General features: G+C 67.9%; 14 protein-coding genes. 10 read left to right on the forward strand and 4 right to left on the reverse strand.

The features are described 5' to 3' along the window. Positions 1-31 precede the first annotated feature (31 nt). From A9G05_RS23490 to A9G05_RS23525, 8 genes are all read left to right on the forward strand, one after another. Positions 32-529 carry an N-acetyltransferase gene (locus tag A9G05_RS23490; RefSeq protein ID WP_240919441.1) on the forward strand — a complete coding sequence of 166 codons (498 nt, stop codon included), beginning with the start codon at positions 32-34 and terminating at the stop codon, positions 527-529. Positions 530-539: 10 nt separating this feature from the next. Further along, on the forward strand, positions 540-848 hold the full coding sequence (locus A9G05_RS23495; RefSeq protein WP_069563254.1) for a hypothetical protein: 309 nt from the start codon (positions 540-542) through the stop codon (positions 846-848). A gap of 102 nt (positions 849-950) precedes the next feature. Beyond that, positions 951-1,499 carry a phage tail protein gene (locus A9G05_RS23500; RefSeq protein WP_069563263.1) on the forward strand — a complete coding sequence of 183 codons (549 nt, stop codon included), beginning with the start codon at positions 951-953 and terminating at the stop codon, positions 1,497-1,499. Positions 1,500-1,572: 73 nt separating this feature from the next. Continuing rightward, positions 1,573-2,436 (forward strand): sulfotransferase, encoded by an 864-nt coding sequence (locus tag A9G05_RS23505; RefSeq protein WP_069563255.1) that lies wholly within the window; start codon positions 1,573-1,575, stop codon positions 2,434-2,436. 41 nt (positions 2,437-2,477) lie between these two features. After that, positions 2,478-9,842, forward strand: a complete 7,365-nt coding sequence (locus A9G05_RS23510; RefSeq protein WP_083265541.1) for an Ig-like domain-containing protein — start codon at positions 2,478-2,480, stop codon at positions 9,840-9,842. Positions 9,843-9,891: 49 nt separating this feature from the next. After that, entirely contained in the window at positions 9,892-11,388 is a 1,497-nt protein-coding gene (locus A9G05_RS23515; RefSeq protein ID WP_069563256.1) for a TolC family protein, read from the forward strand. A gap of 200 nt (positions 11,389-11,588) precedes the next feature. Then, positions 11,589-12,602 carry a hypothetical protein gene (locus A9G05_RS23520; protein ID WP_069563257.1) on the forward strand — a complete coding sequence of 338 codons (1,014 nt, stop codon included), beginning with the start codon at positions 11,589-11,591 and terminating at the stop codon, positions 12,600-12,602. A 132-nt stretch (positions 12,603-12,734) separates the two neighbouring features. Then, a complete protein-coding gene (locus A9G05_RS23525; RefSeq protein ID WP_069563258.1) occupies positions 12,735-13,838 on the forward strand; it encodes a hypothetical protein in 1,104 nt (367 codons plus the stop codon). A 79-nt stretch (positions 13,839-13,917) separates the two neighbouring features. On the opposite strand, the gene A9G05_RS23530 is transcribed toward A9G05_RS23525, so the two are convergent. Continuing rightward, on the reverse strand, positions 13,918-15,525 hold the full coding sequence (locus A9G05_RS23530; protein ID WP_069563259.1) for a methyl-accepting chemotaxis protein: 1,608 nt from the start codon (positions 15,523-15,525) through the stop codon (positions 13,918-13,920). Between the two features lie 124 nt (positions 15,526-15,649). Between A9G05_RS23530 and arfB the strand changes: the two genes are divergently transcribed. Continuing rightward, positions 15,650-16,063 carry an alternative ribosome rescue aminoacyl-tRNA hydrolase ArfB gene (arfB, locus tag A9G05_RS23535; RefSeq protein ID WP_044411522.1) on the forward strand — a complete coding sequence of 138 codons (414 nt, stop codon included), beginning with the start codon at positions 15,650-15,652 and terminating at the stop codon, positions 16,061-16,063. A 39-nt stretch (positions 16,064-16,102) separates the two neighbouring features. On the opposite strand, the gene A9G05_RS23540 is transcribed toward arfB, so the two are convergent. The 3 genes from A9G05_RS23540 to phhA are packed head-to-tail and all read right to left on the reverse strand — an operon-like array spanning position 16,103 to position 18,540. Beyond that, on the reverse strand, positions 16,103-17,296 hold the full coding sequence (locus A9G05_RS23540; RefSeq protein ID WP_069563260.1) for an amino acid aminotransferase: 1,194 nt from the start codon (positions 17,294-17,296) through the stop codon (positions 16,103-16,105). Further along, positions 17,293-17,649, reverse strand: a complete 357-nt coding sequence (locus A9G05_RS23545) for a 4a-hydroxytetrahydrobiopterin dehydratase (RefSeq protein WP_044411526.1) — start codon at positions 17,647-17,649, stop codon at positions 17,293-17,295. The genes A9G05_RS23540 and A9G05_RS23545 overlap by 4 nt, the downstream gene beginning before the upstream one ends. Positions 17,650-17,709: 60 nt before the next feature. After that, complete coding sequence (phhA, locus tag A9G05_RS23550; RefSeq protein WP_338135292.1) at positions 17,710-18,540, reverse strand: phenylalanine 4-monooxygenase; 831 nt, start codon at positions 18,538-18,540, stop codon at positions 17,710-17,712. A gap of 356 nt (positions 18,541-18,896) precedes the next feature. Here phhA and A9G05_RS23555 point away from each other — a divergent pair, with 356 nt between their 5' ends. Next, a complete protein-coding gene (locus tag A9G05_RS23555; protein ID WP_069563262.1) occupies positions 18,897-20,456 on the forward strand; it encodes a sigma-54-dependent transcriptional regulator in 1,560 nt (519 codons plus the stop codon). Positions 20,457-20,655: the final 199 nt, after the last annotated feature.

The following is a 20,655-nucleotide window of genomic DNA, read 5'->3' on the forward strand; positions in this document are numbered from 1 at the left end:
CCGTATGTCTGTTCAGACTTTGACGCTTCGTTTGGCATCCTCAGCCGACCACTCCTTTCTGCGCATCCTCTACGGCACCACCCGTGCCCACGAGCTGGAGCACACCGGCTGGGACCAGGCCGCCTGCGAGCGTTTCCTCGACCAGCAATTCGACGCCCAGCGCGGCTATTACCAGGCGCATTACCCCGATGCCGAGCAATACGTCATCGAGGCATCCGGCCAGTCCCTGGGCCGCGCTTACCTGCTCTGGACCGACACCCACCTGCAGATCATCGACCTGGCGCTGTTGCCCGAGGCCTGTGGCCGTGGCATCGGCGGTGAGTTGCTGGGCCGCTTTCTCGAACGGGCCGACCGCGAGGGCCTCAGTGCGGGGCTGCATGTGGAGTCCTACAACCCGGCCCAGCGCCTCTACTTCCGCCATGGCTTCGAGGTGGTGGGGGAAAACGGCGTGTACCTGAAGTTGCGCCGTCCCGCTCGCGCCCATCAGCCCACGGCTGTGCTTGCACAGCGTGCCGCCGGCCTGTCCTGAGGAGTTGCCCATGGACTCGATGCCATCCTTTGCATTGCTGAGCGCGGCCGTCGGCCAGCCCTTCCACCTCTGGCTTTCGCCGGAGCAGGTGCTGGCGATCGAACTGATCGGGGTCGAGGAGGGGATTGCCATGACCCCCCGGCATTGCTGCTACCACGCCCACTTCGCGTTGCCTTTGCCCTACAGCCTGCCCCAGGAGGTGTACCGCGTCGGGCGGCCGGGAGAGGACGGCTGGGCGCTGCTGCTGACCCCCGGCATGCCCACCTCGGATGGGCGCCATGTACTCCAGGCCGTGTTCCACACCGATCGGCCGGCATGAATCGACAACAACAAGCCTGCATGTGCGGCTGAGTCTTTCAGGCGCGCGAAACCAGAGCCAGAGGAGAGTCAACACGTGGAACCTTTCATCGGTGAGATCAAGATGTTCGGCGGCAACTTCGCGCCCCGTGGCTATGCGTACTGCATGGGGCAGACCATGAGCATTTCGCAGAACACGGCGCTGTTTGCCCTGCTCGGCACCACCTACGGCGGGAATGGCCAGACCACCTTCGGGCTGCCGGACCTGCGTGGCCGCTCGCCGGTCGGCCAGTTCGAGGGGCCCGGCCTGACGCCCATCGTGCTCGGTGAAACGGGGGGGGAGGAAGCCGTCACGCTGTTGCAGTCCCAGATGCCAGCGCACAACCACCTGGCCTCCGGTACCTGCACCCTCTACGTTGCGGGCACCCCGACCAGCACGACGCTGTCGCCCACCCCTGACAACGACGTGCTGGGTGGCTCGTCGGCAGGTTCGGCTGGAGCGGCATCCATCTGGTCGAGCGAGATGAAAGATCCGGTCCCCCTGGCCAACCCCAGCTCCCTGCATGTCACGGTGCAGATGGCGGGCGGCAGCCAGCCGGTGGGCATCCGCAGCCCCTTCCTCGGGATCAATTTCATCATTGCGCTGGACGGCATCTTCCCCTCCCGCAACTGAGGACCTTGGCCACCGGTGCTTCGCTGCACCGGTGGCACCGTGATTCATCGACAGGCAGACGTACACGCAGACCATGGCCAATCCAACACCCACCTTCCACTTCATTTCCGGGCTGCCGCGCTCAGGGTCCACGCTACTGGCGGCGCTGCTGCGGCAGAACCCGCGCTTCCACGCCGGCATGACCAGCCCGGTGGGCAGCTTCTTCTCGGCTCTGCTCAAGCAGTTCGGCGCCGAGAGCGAGTTTGGTCCGGTGGTGACCCAGGAGCAGCGCAAGCGTCTGCTCGCCGGCCTGTTCAGCAGCTACTACGCGGACCAGACCGAGCATGAGGTGATCTTCGACACCAACCGGCTGTGGTGCGCGCGACTGCCGGCCCTGCTGGACCTGTTCCCCCAGGCCAAGGTGATCGCCTGCGTGCGCAATGTCGCCTGGGTGATGGACAGCATCGAGCGGCTCTACCGCGCCAATCCGTACGAGATCACCAAGCTGTTCAACGACGACAGCGAACGCAACACCGTCTACAGCCGGGTCGAGACCCTGGCCCAGCGCAACCGCCTGGTGGGCCTGGCCTGGTCGGCGCTGAAGGATGCCTATTACGGCGAGCACGCCCGCTCCCTGCTGCTGGTGGACTACGACCTGTTGGTGGCCACGCCCGAGCGGGTGCTGCGGCTGGTCTACGAATTCCTCGGCGAGCCCTGGTTCGAGCATGACTTCGAGCACATCGAGTACGACGCCCCGGCGTTCGACCAGGCCCTGGGCCTGAGTGGGCTGCACAAGGTACGGCCGAAGGTGGAGGTGGCCGCACGGCGCACCCTGCTGCCGCCGGACCTGTTCGAGCAGTACGCACAACTGGATTTCTGGAAGGACTCGCGCAACAGCGAGGCCCATGTGATCAGGACCACCCGGGACGCCCGGGCCCTGGAACAAGAACGCAACTGAGCACCCGCTGAGGCGGGCGCTGGAAAGAGGAGGTAGAAGTCATGGGCTGGGGTCTTTCGAAGAAGGCAGGTCGCAACGGCAAGGCCAAGGGTGCGGAGGCTGCACCGCTGGCATGTCCGCTGCCGCTGATCAGTGCGCTGGAGCCGCGCATGATGTTCGACGGCGCGGTCGCGGCCACCGTGGCCGATACCGCCGCCACAACGGCGACAGCGGCCCCCACCGCCGATGCAGCCCATGACACCGGCGCGCGCGACAGCAGCCACGCGAGCGCCGACAACAGCCACGGCACCCAGGACCTGCAGGCCAGCCCGGTGACCGACGGGCAGAGCGGCGTGCGCAAGGAAATCGTCTTCGTCGATACCCGTGCGCCGAACTACCAGGAGCTGCTCAAGGCCGTCTCGCCCAATGCCGAGGTGGTGTTGCTGTCCACCAACAAGGACGGGGTGCAGCAGATCGCCGACGCCCTGGCCGGCCGCACCGGCATCGACGCCATCCACATCATTTCCCACGGCGATTCCGGGGTGCTGCTGCTGGGTAACGGACCGCTCTTCGAAGGTAACCTCGCGCAGTACGCCACCCAGCTTTCCAGCATCGGCAAGGCGCTGACCACCGAGGGCGACATCCTCCTCTACGGCTGCGAAGTAGGGGCAGGCAGCGAAGGCCAGGCCTTTGTCACCAAACTGGCCGGCATGACCGGGGCGGACATCGCCGCCTCCGACGACAACACCGGCGGCAGCGCCAAGGGCGGCGATTGGGACCTGGAGATCGCCACCGGCCAGATCGCTGCCAGCAATGCCCTGAACCTGTCGCGCCTGGGGGGGTATGACCACCTGCTGGTGACCACGGCGGTGAACAACATCGCCGACCTGAAGAGCGCCATTGCCACGGGCAATACCGACGGCGTCGACGATGTCATCACCCTGACGGGCAACATCACTTTCGCCAGCTTCAGCGATGCCATCACCATCAACGTCACCGACGGCCATACCTTGCAGATCGTCGGCGGGGGGTTCGCGCTGGACGGCGCCAACAAGGCCCGGGTGCTGGACGTGACCACCAGCGGCCTCAACTCCAAGGTCGCGCTGGACAACATCACCATCCGTAACGGCCTGGTCGTCGGCAACGGTGCCAATGAAGGTGCATCCGCCACGGACAGCCTGGGCGCGGGTATCCGCAACGCGGGCGTACTGACCATCACCAACAGCACCATCACCGCCAACAAGGCATCCGGCGGTGGCGGTGGCGGTGGCGACTTCGGAGGCAACTACGGCGGCGGCGGCGGCGGCGGTGGTGGTTTTGGTACCACCCTCGGTGGTACAGGTGGCAGTAGCACTGATGCGGCTATCACGCCCACCGCACCGTCTTCGGTCACGGGTGGCAATGGCGCCGGCCCCAACAGCAACATGGGTGGGCGTGGCGGTAGCGCTGCGGCGGGGGCGGGTGGCAGCTACACCGGCAATGGATCGAGCATCTCCGGCTACACCGCCGGGGGATCGGGTGGGTTGGCCAACAACGGCAGCACCAGCATTGGCGGTGGCGGAGGTGGCGGCGGCTCATCGGCGGCCGGCGGCAGGGGGGCTGCTGCCACAGGCGGCATCTACAACTCCAGCAGCGGCATCCTGACTATCGTCAACAGCAGCGTGACCAACAACCTCGGTGCGGGGGGCGGTGGTGGGGGCGGGGTTTCCAACGACCAGGCCGCAAACTACAGCCGGGTGGGCAGTGGCGGTGATGGTGGTGCCGGGGTCGGTGCCATCTGGAACGCGGGTGGCACGGTACGGATGGACAGCACCAGCTTCAACACCCTCGGTACCGGTAACGTGGGCGGTGGCGGTCTGGGCGGCAGGGCGGCCGGAGCCGGCAACGTCGATGGCGCCAACGGCGCGTCCACCTCGACCATCTACACCACCAACGGTGGTACCACCGATACCAACTACAACCCCAATGCCGCGCCCACCCTCGGCAACCTCGACGGTGACAGTGTCGCCTGGGCTGGTGAAGGCAATACCGTTCGCCTTGACACCGGCACGGGTGCCAGCCTGGCTGATGCCGAGCTGGGCGCGCTGAACGGCGGCAACGGCAACTGGTCCGGCGCCAGCCTGGTGATCCAGCGCAACGGCACGGCGGTGAGCAGCGATATGTTCGGTTTCGACACAGCCAGCGCACTGTTCACCGTCAGTGGCAGCAACCTGCAGTCCGGTGGGCAGACCTTCGCCACCTTCACCAACACCGGTGGCGTGCTGACCATCACCTTCACCAGCAGCGGCACCACAGCCACCACGGCCCTGGTGAACGATGTGGCGCAGCGCATCACCTACCGCAACGACACGCCGGCCGGTGATGCCAACGTCCAGTTCACCCTCAATGACGGTGCCGGGGCCAGCGCGACGGCCAACGTCACCGTGGCCACGGACTTCATCTACGTCACCAGCACCAGCGACACCGCCACCGTCGATGCCAGCAACGGCACGAGCTTCAGCGAGGCCGTCGCCATCGCCGCGGCCGACAGCACCGGCAGCCAGACCATCGTCTTCGCCAGCACCATGGCCGGCCAGACGCTGAACCTCAACGCCGTCTCGATCAATGAAAGCCTGAGCTTCGACATGGACCAGGCCAGCGGCCTGGTCCTCACTGGCGGCACCCTCACCCTGGGTGGCGGCACCACCCAGACCTTCACCCATGGCGCCGGCGACACCGCCACCATCAGCAGCGTCATCGCCGGCAGCGGCGCCCTGACCAAGGCCGGTGCGGGCAACCTGACCCTCTCCGGTTCCGGCAACACCTTCAGCGGTGCCACCACCATCAGCGCGGGTACCCTGACGGTCAGTGGTGGCGATGCGCTTGCCTCCAACACCAGCGTGTCGGTCGCTGCCGGTGCCACCCTGGCCCTGGCCGGCGACGAAGCGTTCGGCAACCTGTCCGGTGCCGGCTCGGTGACGCTCGGCAGCTTCAACCTCACCAGCAACCAGACGCTGGACACCACCTTCTCCGGCAACATCAGCGGCACCGGTGGGATGATCTTCACCCAGTCCGGTGCCGCCACCTACTCGACCACGCTTACCGGTACCAACACCTACACCGGCAACACCCTCCTGCTCAATTACGGCTGGTTGAAGCTCGACGGCAACGCTTCCATGGCTGATACCAATGCCGTGCGGGTCAATGGCAACAGTGTCCTGACGCTGCTTTCGGACCAGACCCTCGGCAGCCTGGCGAGTAACAACGCCAACGCCAGCATCCAACTGGGCAGCTACACCCTGACCGCCGGCGGTGACAACACCTCCACCTCGGTTTCGGGTGTCGTGTCCGGCACCGGCTCGCTGGTCAAGCAGGGCAGCGGCACCCTGACCCTCTCCGGCAGCAATAGCTATGGCGGCACCACCACCGTCTCCGGCGGCACCCTGTCGATCGCCGGCGACGGCAACCTGGGCACCGGCACCCTCAACCTGGCGAGTGGCACCGTGCTCGACGTCACGGGCGCGACCACCATCGACAACGCCATCGTCCTGGCCGGCAACAGCAGCATCGGCAACAGCAACGCCGTCACCCTCAGCGGTGCCATCAGCGGCGCCTTCGACCTGACGAAAACCGGCAGCGGCACCCTGACCCTGTCCGGCAGCAACAGCTACGGCGCGACCTACGTAAGCGCCGGCACCCTGTCCATCGACAACGACGGCAACCTGGGTTCGGGCGCCGTCAACCTGGCCGCCGGCACCACCCTGGCGCTTACCGGCGCCAACATCATCGACAACGCCATCGTGCTCGGCGGTAACGCCTCGGTGAGCACCTCGGCCGCCGCGACCCTCTCGGGCGTGATCAGCGGTGCCTTCACCCTGACCAAGGCCGGTGCCAGCACCCTGACCCTGTCCGGCAGCAACACCTACGGCGCGACGACCGTCAGTGCCGGCACCCTCAGCGTCGCCAGCGACGGCAACCTCGGCAGCGGCACGCTGACCCTGGGTGCAGGCACCACCCTGGCGGTGACCAGCGCCGCCACCCTCGACAACGCCATCGCCCTGAGCGGCAGCGCCACGGTCAACACCGGTGCCGACACCACCCTGTCCGGGGTGATCAGTGGCAGCAACAACCTGACCAAGACCGGCGCCAGCACCCTGACCCTGACCGGCAACAACACCTACAGCGGCAGCACCACCATCAGTGCCGGAACCCTGAGTATCGCCAGTGACAGCAACCTGGGCACCGGCACCCTCAACCTGGTCAACGGCACCACGCTGCAGATCACCGGCAACACTACCCTCGACAACGCCCTGGCGCTGACCGGCCTGGTGACCGTCAACGCCGGCGCTGCCGCTACGCTGTCCGGCGTCATCAGCGGTACCGGCAGCCTGACCAAGACCGGCACCAGCAACCTGACCCTCTCCGGCAGCAACACCAACACCGGCACCACCACCGTGGCTGCCGGCACCCTGGTGGTCGACGGCAGCACCGCCAGCGCCACCACTGTGGCCAGCGGCGCGACCCTGGCCGGCAGCGGCGCCCTGGGTGGCGATGTCACCGTACAGAGCGGCGGCACCCTCGCCCCGGGCGGCGCGGGCGTCGCCACCCTGACCGTCAACGGCAACCTGACCCTGGCCTCGGGCAGCACCCTGGCCCTGGACATCAACGGCGCCACCGCCGGCACCGGCTACGACCGGGTGGTGGTCAACGGCACCGTCGACGTCTCCGGTGCCACCCTGGCGGTCACCCACGGCTACGCGGCCGGCAGCGGCGACAGTTACACGGTGATCGTCAACGACGCCGCCGATGCCGTCACCGGCACTTTCAGCGGCGTCAGCGAGGGCGGCACGTTCAATGCCGCTGGCAACGGCACCCAACTGACCACCAGCTACATAGGCGGCAGCGGCAACGACCTGTCTCTCACCGCGCCCATCGCCCCGACCGTCACCAGCGTGTCGTCCGGCACCGCCAACGGCACCTACAAGATCGGTGACGTCATCACCGTCACCGTGCGCTTCGACAGCACGGTGAACGTGACCGGCACCCCGACCCTGACCCTGGAGACCGGTGCCACCGACCGGGTGCTCAATTACGTGTCCGGCTCGGGTACCGACACCCTGACCTTCAGCTACACCGTGCAGGCCGGGGACAGTTCTGCCGACCTGGACTACGCCTCTACCTCGGCCCTGAGCCTCAATGGCGGCACCATCCAGGACGCTGCCAACCAGAACGCCGTCCTCACCCTGCCGACCCCCGGTGGCGCGGGCTCCCTGGGCGCCAACAAGGACCTGGTGGTGGACGGTGTGCGCCCGGCCGCCACCAGCATCACCCTCAGCGACACCAACCTGCGGATCGGTGAGACCGCCACCGTCACCGTGACCTTCAATGAGCAGGTCAGTGGCCTGGACATCGCCGACTTCAGCGTGGCCAATGGCAGCCTCAGCGGGCTCAGTACCAGCGACGGCGGCCTGACCTGGACGGCGACCTTCACCCCCAGCGCCAACATCGCCGACGCCACCAATGTCATCACCCTCGACAACACCGGGGTGATGGACCAGGCGGGCAACATCGGCAGCGGCACCACCGATTCGATCAACTACGCCATCGACACCCAGCGTCCGATGGGCACCATCGTGGTCAGCGACACCGTGCTCAAAGCCGGGCAGACCACCACCGTCACCATCACCTTCAACGAGGCGGTGAGCGGGCTGACCACGGCGGACTTCAGCGTGGCCAATGGCAGCCTCAGCGGCCTCAGTTCCAACGATGGCGGCATCACCTGGACGGCGACCCTGACGCCCAGCAGCAACGTCAACGACGCCACCAACCTGATCACCCTGGACAACACCGGCTACACCGACCTGACGGGCAACGCCGGCAGCGGCAGCACCGATTCCAACAACTACGCCATCGACACCCAGCGCCCGACGGCCACCCTCGTGGTGGCCGACACCGCGCTGAAGGCCGGGCAGACCACCACCGTCACCATCACCTTCAGCGAGGCGGTGAGCGGGCTGACCACGGCTGACTTCAGCGTGGCCAACGGCAGCCTGAGCGGGCTCAGCAGCAGCGATGGCGGCATCACCTGGACGGCGACCCTGACCCCGAGCGCCAACGTCACCGACGCCACCAACCTGATCACCCTGGACAACACCGGCTACGCCGACGCCGCCGGCAACACCGGCACCGGCAGCACCGACTCCAACAACTACGCCATCGACAGCCGTGCCCCGGCGGTCACCTCCGTCGACGTGCCGGCCAACGGCACCTACCTGACCGGCAACACCCTCGACTTCACGGTGAACTTCGACGAAGCCGTGACCGTCGACACCACCGGCGGTACGCCGCGCCTGGCGATCACCCTGGACACTGGCGGCACCGTCTACGCCAACTACGTCAGCGGCTCGGGCGGCACCGCCCTGGTGTTTCGCCTCACCGTCGCCAATGGCCAGCAGGACAGCAACGGCATCGCCGTGGGTGCCAGCCTCGATGCCAACGGCGCGACCCTGCGCGACGCCGCCGGCAACAACGCCCAGACCGCGCTCAACAATGTGGGCTCCACCGCCGGCGTGCTGGTGGATGCCGCCGCACCGCAGGTCACCAACATCGCCATCGATGGCACCTCGCCGACCCGGGATACCACCCTCAGCTTCACCGTGACCTTCAGCGAGGACGTCAGCGGCGTCGACCTGGCCGACTTCGCCCTGGCCACCAGCGGCAGCGCCAGCGGCACCCTGCTGTCGCTGGTGCAGGTGGATGCGCGCACCTACCGCGTCACCGTCATCGGCGTCACCGGCCAGGGCACCCTGGGGCTGTCCCTGGCGGCCGCCGGCAGTGGCATCACCGACGCTGTCGGCAATGCCATGGCGAACAACTTCGCCACCGTGGGCTACGTACTCGGCGGAGTCGAGGGCGACCCGGAATTCCGCGTCAACCCATCGCCCAGTGTGCCGACTACGCCGAGCGAACCGCTCCAGCCCAACGTACCCAGTGTGCCGCCGTCCAGCGCCACCTCGCCGTTGCTGCCGCCGCCACTGTTCGAGCAGCCGACCCTGGGCAGCGGGGTGCCCACCGTGGGCAACATCTTCATCAACCCGAATGCCCTGGCGCCCAGCTACATCGCCCAGGTCTTCGCCAGCAGCGACAGCTCCGTCAGTGAAGGCGGCGCCAATGGCTTCCTCGGCTTTGGCGGGGGCGACGGTGGGGTGTTCGGCAGCAGCAGCTTCTCCAGCATGTTCGGCAAGGATGTGCCGCAGCAGGACATGCAATTGAAGGTATTCGACGGCAAGCAGTGGCGCGGTGGTGACACCGGCAAGAGCGGGCAGGGCCTGACCGGCGCTCCCACCCTCGGCCAGCAACTGCACGCCATGAAGGAAGCCGACCTGCGCCCGGTGCGCGAGTTGGCCCAGGCCCTCGGGCAGGTGGCGGGGGCCACCCCCCGTGGCTGACATGACAAGAAAGGGAACCATCGTGCCGTACCAGGGGGCGGCCGCCAGCATGAACCAGACCTACAAGCTCTTCACCGCCAGCCTGCTGGCCTTGGCCATCAGCGGATGCGCCGTGACCACTCAGCCCATCGATCGCGGCGAGAGCGAGGCCCGCGCACGGGCGGACCTCTCCAGCATGTTCAAGGACCAGGAGCCCCTCAGCGGGCCCCTGACCCTGAACGACGCCATGGCCCGTGCCATCAAGTACAACCTCGAAGCGCGCCTCAAGGTCATGGAGCACGCCCTGGCCGAGCGCCAGTTGGACCTGGCCACCTTCGACATGTTGCCGCGCATGGCACTGTCCGCCGGCTATGCCGGGCGCAACAACGTCAGCGCCTCCAGCAGCCGCAGCATCGAGACCGGCTCCCAGTCCCTGGAACCGTCCACCTCCCAGGACCGCGACCGTGGTGTGGCGGACCTGACCATGGTGTGGAACGTGCTCGACTTCGGCGTCAGCTACATGAGCGCCAAGCAGCAGGCCGACCAGCGCCTGATCGTCGAGGAGCGCCGCCGCAAGGTCATCCACACCATCACCCAGGACGTGCGCTCCGCCTACTGGCGTGCCGTGGCTGCCGAACGCCTGCTCAAGCAGATCGACAGCCTCATGGCCCGTGTCGACAAGGCTCGCGAGGACAGCCGCAACCTCAGCACCCAGCGTATCGGTGACCCGGTGCAGGCGCTGAGCTACCAGCGCGCACTGATCGAGGCCACCCGTCAACTGGAAGAGCAGCGCCGCGCGCTGTCCCTGGCCAAGACCGAGCTGGCCGCGCTGATCAACCTGCCGCTGAACACCGACTTCCAACTGGCCGCCAGCAACGACTACGCGGTGCCCGAGCTGAAGGTGAACTTCGCCCAACTGGAACAGCAGGCCCTGGCCAGCCGCCCGGAACTGCGCGAGCAGGACTACCAGGCGCGCATCAGCGCCGCCGAGACCCGCAAGGCCATGCTGCGCCTGCTGCCTGGCCTTGAGTTCTCCGCCGGCGGCCACTACGACAGCAACAGCTTCCTGGTGAACCAGAGCTGGGCCGACTACGGCGTGAAGGTCACCTGGAACCTGTTCAACGTGCTCTCCGCCCCGGCGGCCATCGACGTGGCCAAGGCCGGCCAGGATGTCACCGTGGCCCGCCGCCAGGCCATGTCCATGGCTATCCTCGCGCAGCTCTACGTGGCCAGCGCCAACTATGCCGAGGCCCGCCGGCAGTTCCAGACCAGCCAGCAACTGGCCGACCTGGACGGGCAGATCGCCGAGCAACTGCGCAACCGCTACAGCACCCAGAGCATCGGCGAGCTGGAGCTGATCCAGGGCGAGCTGAACACCCTGCAGGCCCAGCTCAAGCGCGACCTGGCCTACGCCGACCTGCGCAACGCCTACAACCAGGTGTTCGTCAGCGCCGGTGTCGACCCGCTGCCCGGTTCCCTGCCGGACACCCGTCTGAGCACCCTCGCCAGCGCCCTGGCATCCAGCCAGGCGCGCCTCGAACAGGGCGACATCAGCCCGGCCAACTAAGCAGCCGGCGTGCCTGCCCGGTGGAGCGTGCCCCTGCGATCCGCCGGGCGGGCCTGTTTGCCGTCCTTCCTCTTCCTGACGATCCTGCGTCCGGTTTGTGAATCGGTGAGTGTGATCGGCCTCGCGGATGGTGGGATGCGCCTGCCTGCCTTCCCGGATTTTCTGCGAGCATGGGCGCCCGCCATTGCCGAGGCGCGTCGATGATCCCCGTCCCCAACCCCACCGTGTTTCTGGTCATCGGGTTGATCTACCTGCTCGGCCTGCTGGCCGTGCCGGTGCTGCTGGCCCTGGCGGCGTCCCTGTGCTGGCCGCGTTCGCGCCGGCATGTGCTGGCGCGCCCGTGGCGCTACGGCCTGCTGACGCTGGTGATGCTGGTGCCGGTGGGGCTGATGGGCGCCTTGTGGCTGCAGGAGCGCGAATTCGCGGCGGAATTCGCCGCCCGTCAGGCGGCGCTCAACCCGCGCCTGGAGCAGCCGCTGACCCTGGGCGAGCTGACCTTTCCGGCGGGCAGCCAGGTCAAGCTGGAAACCCTCGATCCGCTGGACTGGCAGGACCAGCCCCAGCCCCACGGGCTGGAGAGCCTGCAGAAGGCCGAGCTGCCCGCGCCCATGGCGCTGCTCGGCTTTCAGGTGGACGCCCTGGACCTGCCGACCGGCTATGACTCCAGCCGTGTGCGCCTGGCCCGCAAAGGCGAAGTGGTGGGGTGGCCCTGCGCCGCCGGCGAGTGGGTGGAGTTCCGCCGCATCCAGGAGGACCGCCTGAAACCCGCCGGATGGCACTTCGAGAGCTGCCCACTGACGCCCGACCATTCGGTGCAGGGCATCGCCTGGCCGGCCGGCACGGTGCTGCGACGACTGGACGATCACTGGGTGCTGCGCAACGACGGCCCTGCTGATCTGCCGTTCGATGGCCTGCACTGGCAGTCTCTGGTGCTGGAGCTGGATGCCCGGCGTGAACCGGTGTTCTGGGAGGGCGAACTGGCCCGGTCGCTGGTGCTGGGTGGCTGGCACTACCCGGTGGGCACCCGCGTGCGTCACGAGGGTGATGGCCTGTCGCTGTTCAGCCCTACCGACCGGGCCGTGGCGGTCCGCGAGGCGGACGGGCTGAAGCAGGGCGCCGGTCGCTCGATCCTGCAGCGGCGCAGCGACGGCCAGGTGCTGAAGATGCCGGCCAACGACGAGGTGGGTGTCATCGACTGGATGGTCCTCGAATAGCCCCGGGGCCCCTTTCGGACCGGGCTTTCCGACCTTTCGCCCACTCCCGTCACTGATGCCCGATTGCCCGAAGCTCGCGGCTCTGGGAGGGTTGCCGCTGCCCTGAGGCGTTGGAATTTTCGGGAGTCAGTCATGAAGCTCGTTCTGCACTTCGACGGTTCTGTCGCGATCAATACCTTGCGCCAGGTGCTCCTGGCCGCCGGTGAAAACACCACCGTGCACTACGGGGCCGCCCACGGCCTGGACGCGGGGGCGCTGCTGTCGGTGGTGAGCGCCGCCGGCAGCGACCGCCGCCTGGTGCTCGGTTTCGACGGGGCCCGCGCCGAGACGCGCAACCTCCAGCAGGCGGTGAGCTTCGCCGGCCCGCACACGGCGGTTGAGATCAATGCCGCCCAGGCGGTGAACCCCGCTGCACTGCGCTCCACCCTGGCGGCGGCCGGTGATGGCCGCCAGGTCCGCGCCACCTTCACCGGCGGCCGCGCCAGCGCCGAAGCGCTGCTGGCTGCACTGGGCGTGGCGGGTGAGCGGGTCGACATCGGCATCGGCGCCGCCCAGTCGCTGGCCCCGGACGCTCTGCTGGCGGCCCTGGAGGCGGCTGGTGACGGGCGCAACCTCGCCGTGGAACTCAGCGGTACGCAACCGGCCGCCCAGTTGCTGCAGGCGGTCGAGGCAGCGGGGGCGAGCACCGGCATCGTCATCGGCGGTGCCCAGGCCCTGACGCCCGATGAGCTGCGCGACACCCTGGGGGCCGCAGGCAATGGCCGTCACCTGAGTCTGGTGTTCAACGGCGCGCAGGCCGGCGAGACCGACCTGGCGAGCGTGGTAGCCAGTGCCGGCACCAACACCCTGGTGCGGGTGAACACCGCCGAGTCCCTGGACAGCGCCAGCCTGCTGGCCTGCATCGGTGCGACCGGCAACACCCGGCAGCTCTCGGTGGAGTTCAACGGCGCCCAGCAGGCCGAGGTGAACCTGGCCCTGGCGCTGGAGGCGGCCGGCGTGAGCACCACAGTGGCGGTGAACACGGCCCAGGAAGTGGCCGAGCCCAGCCTGCTGGCTGCCTTCGAGGTGGCGGGTGACCAGAAGCGCTTCGACGCCGCGTTCAATGGCTCGCAGCTGACGCCGGAAGCCCTGCAGCGTTACGCCGGGGCCGCCGGCCAGCAGGTGACCCTGAGCATCGGCGGTGCTCATGCGCTGCCGCTACCGGCGTTGCTGGAGGCCGTCCGCCTGGCGGCCTGACCGCTGGCTTGGCCGCACCACGAAGCCGCCTTGCCCTGATGGGCAAGGCGGCTTTTTCGTGGGCGGACAGGGGAGGGGGCTAGACCTGGAAGCGCGACACCGAGGACTGCATGGCGGCGGCCACCTGGTCCAGGCGCTGGGCGGCTTCGGCCAGTTCGTGCATGGCCTCGGTGTTGCTGCGGGACATGTGGGCGATGAGTTCGACCCGCTGGGCCACTTCACTGCTGGCCTTGGACTGCTCGCCGATGGTGTGGGAGATCTCGTCCACCACTTCGGCGGCCTTGTGGGCACCCTCGCGGATCTCGCTGATGGAACTGCCGGCCTGGGTGGCGAGGTTGACGCCGTCCTGCACGCGGGTGACGCCGGTCTGCATGCTGTTCACCGCCTGGTCGGTGCTTTCGCGGATGCGCGCGATCATGCCGGTGATTTCCTGGGTCGACTGGGCGGTGCGCGCGGCGAGGTTGCGCACCTCGTCGGCCACCACGGCGAAGCCACGCCCGGCCTCACCGGCCCGGGCCGCTTCGATGGCGGCGTTGAGGGCCAGCAGGTTGGTCTGCTCGGCGATGCTCTTGATGACCTGGATGATGGAGTGGATCTCTTCGGACGAACGGCCCAGGGCGGTGATGGTGCTGGAGGAGCTGTTCACCGCCTCGGCGATGCGGTTCATGCCGTCCACCACCCCGAGGATGACCTGCCCGCCGCTGCTGGCCAGGCCTTCGGAGTGGGCGGAGATGCCCTGGGCATTGCGCGCGTGGTCGGCGATCTGGGCGATGTTGGCGATCATCTGCTCCATGGCAGCGGCCATGCTGGCGGCGCTCTCGGCCTGCTGGTTGGCCCCGTCGACGATGCCCCGTGAGGTATCGCTGAGGGTGGTGGCGGTGCCGCGCAGTTCTTCGCTTTCGAGGCGGATGCTGGCGATCATCTCGCGCAGGCTGTTCTGCATCTGGGCCAGGGCTTCCATCAGTTGGCCGGCTTCGTCGCGGCTTTCCACCTGGATGCTGTTGCGCAGGTTGCCCTGGGCGATGGCGCGGGCCACGTCGATGGTTTTCTTCAGGGGACGCAGCACGGTCCTCATCAGTTGGGCGGTGGTCAGGCAGAGCACCACGCAGACCAGCACCAGCCCGCCCAGCAGCCACCAGACAGCGCTGCGCACGGCTTCACTGGCGGCCTGGCGAGCCTCGTCGGCACGGGTCTCGATCAGGGCGCTGAGCTTCTCGTTGCGCTCCTCCAGTTCGCCGAAGATGCGCTGGAAGTCTCCCAACTGCGCGCGGCTCGCCTGGGGATCGCGCAGGGCGTCGTCCACCAGCTTGCCGGCGGCATTGATGTAGGTGTCGATCAGCGGGCGCAGGTCGCGGATGGACTGGCTGACCTCGGGGCTCAGTGGCAGCGTGGCGTTCTCGTCCATGACCTTGCGGAACCACTGGCTGTGCTCGCTCAAGTCGCTGCGCACCTGGCCGGCGGCGGCGCTGTCACCGGGCTCGGCGACGAAGGCGGCGAGCACGTCGCCGCGCAGGGCGTCGTGCATCATGTCGCCTTCCATGTGGTTGCGCAGGGCGCTGACGCTGAGCTGGTTCTCGGTCAGCGCGTCGGCGAGGCGGTTCTGCCCAAGCAGGCCGATGCCCCCCAGCAGCGCGGCGGCGAGCACGCTGATGACGCCCGATGCCACCAGTTTCTGACGGATGTTCATCCCCTGGCCCTCCCTTGCGAAGCGGATCGTTGACTAAGCGTAGTTCAGTGTCGACGGGCCAGCGCGCTCGCATCAGGCCCTTTGCACGGCGTATTCTGAGCGCCCTTTTTCGCGGGTCGTCGTCATGCTGCAGATTTCCTCCAACGTCCAGATCCCCGACGACGAGATCGAACTGACCGCCATCCGTGCCCAGGGCGCCGGTGGGCAGAACGTCAACAAGGTCTCCAGTGCGGTGCACCTGCGTTTCGACAGCCAGGCGTCGTCGCTGCCGCCTTTCTACAAGGAGCGCCTGCTGGCGCTGCGGGATGCACGCATCACCGCCGATGGGGTGGTGGTGATCAAGGCCCAGCAGTACCGGACCCAGGAGCAGAACCGCGCCGATGCGCTGGAGCGCCTGGCGACGTTGATCCGCGAGGCGGCGGTGGTGCAGAAGAAACGCCGGCCGACGCGACCCACCCTCGGCTCCAAGACCCGTCGCCTCGACGGCAAGAGCAAGCGCGGGGCGATCAAGGCCGGGCGCGGCAAGGTGGATTACTGAGCCGGCCGGGCGACCCCGGGTAGGGGCCGCCCGGTGCGCTCAGCAGACCTTGGCGATGGCGGCGGCGAGGTCGCCGATGCGGCTGAAGTCCAGCCCGGCGATGTTGGCGCGGCCGGTGCCCACCATGTAGATGCTGAACTCGTTGCGCAGTCGCGCCACCTGCTCCGGCGACAGGCCGGTGTAGGAGAACATGCCGCGCTGCGCGCCGATGTGGGCGAAGCGCTCGGCCAGGCCGTAGGGCTGCAAGGCTTCCACCAGGCCCCGGCGCAGGTCGGCGACGCGGCGGCGCATGCCCTCCAGCTCGGTGATCCACTCGGCCTTCAGCTTGGCATCCTCGAGGAGGGTGGCGACCACGGCGGCGCCGTGGGCGGGCGGGGTGGACCACAGGTTGCGCGCGTGGAAGGCCAGTTGGCTGCGGACGTCGGCGAGCTTCTCGGCATCTTCGGCACAGACGATGAGGGCGCCGGTGCGTTCGCGGTAGAGGCCGAAGTTCTTCGAGCAGGAACTGGTGACCAGCACCTCCGGCAGGTTTTCGGCGAACAGGCGCACGGCCCAGGCGTCGTCGTCCAGGCCATCGCCGAAGCCCTGGTAGGCGAAGTCGATCAGCGGCAGCAGTTCGCGGCGCTTCACCACCTCCAGCACCCGTTGCCAGTCGGCTTGGGCCAGGTCGAAGCCGGTGGGGTTGTGGCAGCAGGCGTGCAGCAGCACCACGTCGCCGACGGGGATGCGCTCGAAGGCGGCCAGCAGGCCCTCGACGTCGAGGCGGTTGGCGGCGTCCACGTAGGGGTAGTGGCTGATCGCGACGCCGACGGCGTTGAAGAGGGTTTCGTGGATCGGCCAGGTCGGGTCGCTCAGCCAGACGCCACGGCCCGGCAGGTTGCGGGCGATGAACTCGGCGGCCAGGCGCAGGGCGCCGGTGCCGCCCGGGGCCTGGGTGGTGCCGGCACGACCGGCGCGCTGCACGGGGTTGCCGATGCCCAGCACCAGGTCCTGCAGCAGGCGGCCGAAGGCGGCATCACCGTGGCCACCGACGTAGGTCTTGGTGGTTTCCAGCTCCAGCAGGCGCTGCTCGGCGTGCTTCACGGCGTGGGGAATGGGGGTGAGGCCGCGGGCGTCCTTGTAGACGCCGACGCCCAGGTCGAGCTTGTTGGGGTGAGTGTCCTGGCGGAAGGCGTCCATCAACCCGAGGATGGGGTCGCCCGGCACCCGGCCCACGGCGGCGAAGTGGCTCATTTGCGGCCCTCGGCGGTTTCGGCGATGCGGTCGGTGCGCGCGGCCATGATGAAGTCGTTGCGGTGCAGGCCCTTGGCTTCGTGGCTCCACCAGGTGACGGTGACCTTGCCCCACTCGGTGAGCAGGCCCGGGTGGTGGCCTTCTTCCTCGGCGGCGGCGCCGACGGCGTTGGTGAAGGCCAGGGCGTGGCGGAAGGTGCGGAACAGGAAGACCTTCTCCAGCTGCATGATTCCGTCGCGGACTTCGATGTTCCAGTCCGGGATCTCCTTGATCAGCGTGGCCAGTTCGTCGTCGGAAACCAGCGGGGCGCCGGCGCGGCAGGCTTCGCAGTGGGCTTGGGACAAGGCGGTCATGGGGTTCTCCGTTGTTCGTTCGGCCGGCGTGGCTCGCCGGCTCCTTGAGTCTGGTTCGGTTCAGGCCGCCTTGGGCGGGAATTTCGGCGCGTGCAGGCCGAGGGCCATGGCCTGGTGGACCAGGGCCATGATGTCTTCATGGGCCAGCTCGAACAGGCGCTTCAGCTCCGGCAGCACGAAGTACAGGGGTTGCAGGATATCGATCCGGTACGGTGTGCGCATCGCTTCCAGCGGGTCGAAGGCCTGGTGCTCGGGCTGGCTGGACAGCGAGTAGACCGTCTCCTTCGGCGAGGAGAGGATGCCGCCGCCATAGATGCGGCGGCCCTGGGGGGTGTCCACCAGGCCGAACTCGATGGTCATCCAGTAGAGGCGGGCGAGGTACACGCGCTCTTCCTTGGTGGCCTTGAGGCCGAGCTTGCCGTAGGTGTGGGTGAACTCGGCGAACCAGGGATTGGTGAGCAGGGGGCAGTGGCCGAAGATCTCGTGGAAGATGTCGGGCTCCTGCAGGTAGTCCAGCTCCTCCGGGGTGCGGATGAAGGTGGCCACGGGGAACTGCTGGCTGGCCAGCAGCTCGAAGAACGTCTGGAAGGGGATCAGCGCCGGGACGCGGGCGACGCGCCAGCCGGTGGCGGCCTGGAGCACGCGGTTGATCTCGCCGAGCTGGGGGATGCGGTCGTGGGGCAGGGCGAGGCGTTCGATGCCATCCAGGTAGTCCTGGCAGGCGCGCCCCTCGATCACCTTGAGCTGGCGGGTGATGAGGGTGTTCCAGACGGCGTGCTCGCTGTCCGGGTAATGGATGAAGCCGCTGTCGTCCGGCTCGCGGGCCACGTAGTGGGTGGTTTTCATTCGGCCTCCCAGGGCGCGACGTTGTTGTTGTGTTGACCCAGGGATACCGCGTTTCGGTGGGCTGGGGCGGTGCAGGAGGTCGGGCTGGATGGGGAGGCGGGGGTGTGTTTCGTAACGAATTCTTTACGATTTTGCCAGTGGCCGGTGTTTCGGCCTTGCTGGTGCGTCGAAGCGTCACATATTCTTGACGGAAAAATCGGGCAGGACGCTGATTTTCCCGGCGCTGCCCCTGGTGTGCACCTCTGAAAACGTAGGCGAGGCCGTCAGCGCAAGGCAAAAACAGGCGAAAAAGCGCAGTTTACGTGGTGTAAATGAGCACTTTGAGTCGGTTTTTAACGCAGCGATGACAACGCAGGTAGTTTTTGGAGGTGCACTGACAAGAGCCCGTTTCGGGGTGCCTCATGCGTATCAAAGTCCATTGCCAGAACCGCGTAGGCATCCTGCGCGACATCCTCAACCTGCTCGTCGACTACGGCATCAACGTCAACCGTGGCGAAGTGGGCGGGGACCAGGGCAACGCCATCTACCTGCTGTGCCCCAACCTCATCAACCTGCAACTGCAATCCCTGCGGCCGAAGCTGGAGGCCATCCCCGGCGTGTTCGGCGTCAAGCGCGTGGGGCTGATGCCCAGCGAGCGTCGCCACCTGGAGCTGAACGCCCTGCTGGGCGCGTTGGAGTTCCCGGTGCTGTCGGTGGACATGGGCGGCTCCATCGTCGCTGCCAACCGCGCGGCGGCGCAGTTGCTGGGCGTGCGGGTGGACGAGGTGCCGGGCATCCCGCTGTCGCGCTACGTGGAGGATTTCGACCTGCCGGAAGTGGTGCGGGCCAACAAGGCGCGGGTGAACGGCTTGCGCATCAAGGTGCGCGGCGGCGTGTTCCTGGCCGACATCGCGCCGCTGCAATCCGAGCATGACGAGAGCGAGGCGCTGGCCGGCGCGGTGCTGACCCTGCACCGCGCCGACCGGGTGGGGGAGCGCATCTACAACGTGCGCAAGCACGAGCTGCGCGGCTTCGACAGCATCTTCCAGAGTTCGCGGGTGATGGCGGCGGTGGTGCGCGAGGCGCGGCGCATGGCGCCGCTGGACGCGCCGCTGCTGATCGAGGGCGAGACCGGCACCGGCAAGGAGTTGCTTGCCCGTGCCTGCCACCTGGCGAGCCCGCGCGGGCAGTCGCCGTTCATGGCGCTGAATTGCGCGGGGCTGCCGGAATCCATGGCCGAGACGGAGCTGTTCGGCTACGGCCCCGGGGCCTTCGAGGGTGCCCGGCCGGAGGGCAAGCTGGGCCTGCTGGAGCTGACCGCCGGCGGCACGCTGTTCCTCGATGGGGTGGGGGAGATGAGCCCGCGCCTGCAGGCCAAGCTGCTGCGCTTCCTGCAGGACGGCTGCTTCCGCCGGGTGGGCAGCGACGAGGAGGTGTACCTGGACGTGCGGGTGATCTGCGCCACCCAGGTGGACCTGTCGGAGCTGTGCGCGCGGGGCGAGTTCCGCCAGGACCTCTACCACCGCCTCAACGTGCTGTCCCTGCACATCCCGCCGCTGCGCGAATGCCTGGATGGGCTGGCGCCGCTGGTGGAGCACTTCCTCGACTCGGCCAGCCGACAGATCGGCTGCCCGCTGCCAACCCTGGCGCCCCAGGCCCTGGAGCGGCTGTCGCGCTACCACTGGCCGGGCAACGTGCGGCAGTTGGAAAACGTGCTGTTCCAGGCGGTCTCCCTGTGCGAAGGCGGCCAGGTGCGTGCCGAGCACATCCGCCTGCCGGACTACGGCGCGCCACAGCCTCTTGGGGACTTCTCCCTGGAAGGTGGGCTGGAGGCCATCGTCGGGCGCTTCGAGCGGGCGGTGCTGGAGCGGCTGTTTGCCGACCACCCCAGCAGCCGGCAGTTGGGCAAGCGCCTGGGGGTGTCGCACACCACCATCGCCAACAAGCTGCGGCAGTACGGATTGGGACGGGAAGAAGCCTGAGCCGGCAGGCCGCTGGGGTTTCAGGCGAGGCCGCACAGGGCGTGTTCAACGGCCTCTTAGACCTTGGTGCAATGGTTGGGCTGGCGTTCGGGGGGTACAAAGGGCGCGTCTGAATCTTGCGTGATCGGACACAAGCGTTTCTAGCATTCCCATCCCGGAATGAATTGGGCGGGCGACCAGATTGGTCGCCCATTTTTTT

Origin of the sequence: Pseudomonas sp. ENNP23 (assembly GCF_001728945.1) — a bacterium.
In the GTDB taxonomy this organism is placed as follows: Bacteria; Pseudomonadota; Gammaproteobacteria; order Pseudomonadales; family Pseudomonadaceae; genus Metapseudomonas; species Metapseudomonas otitidis.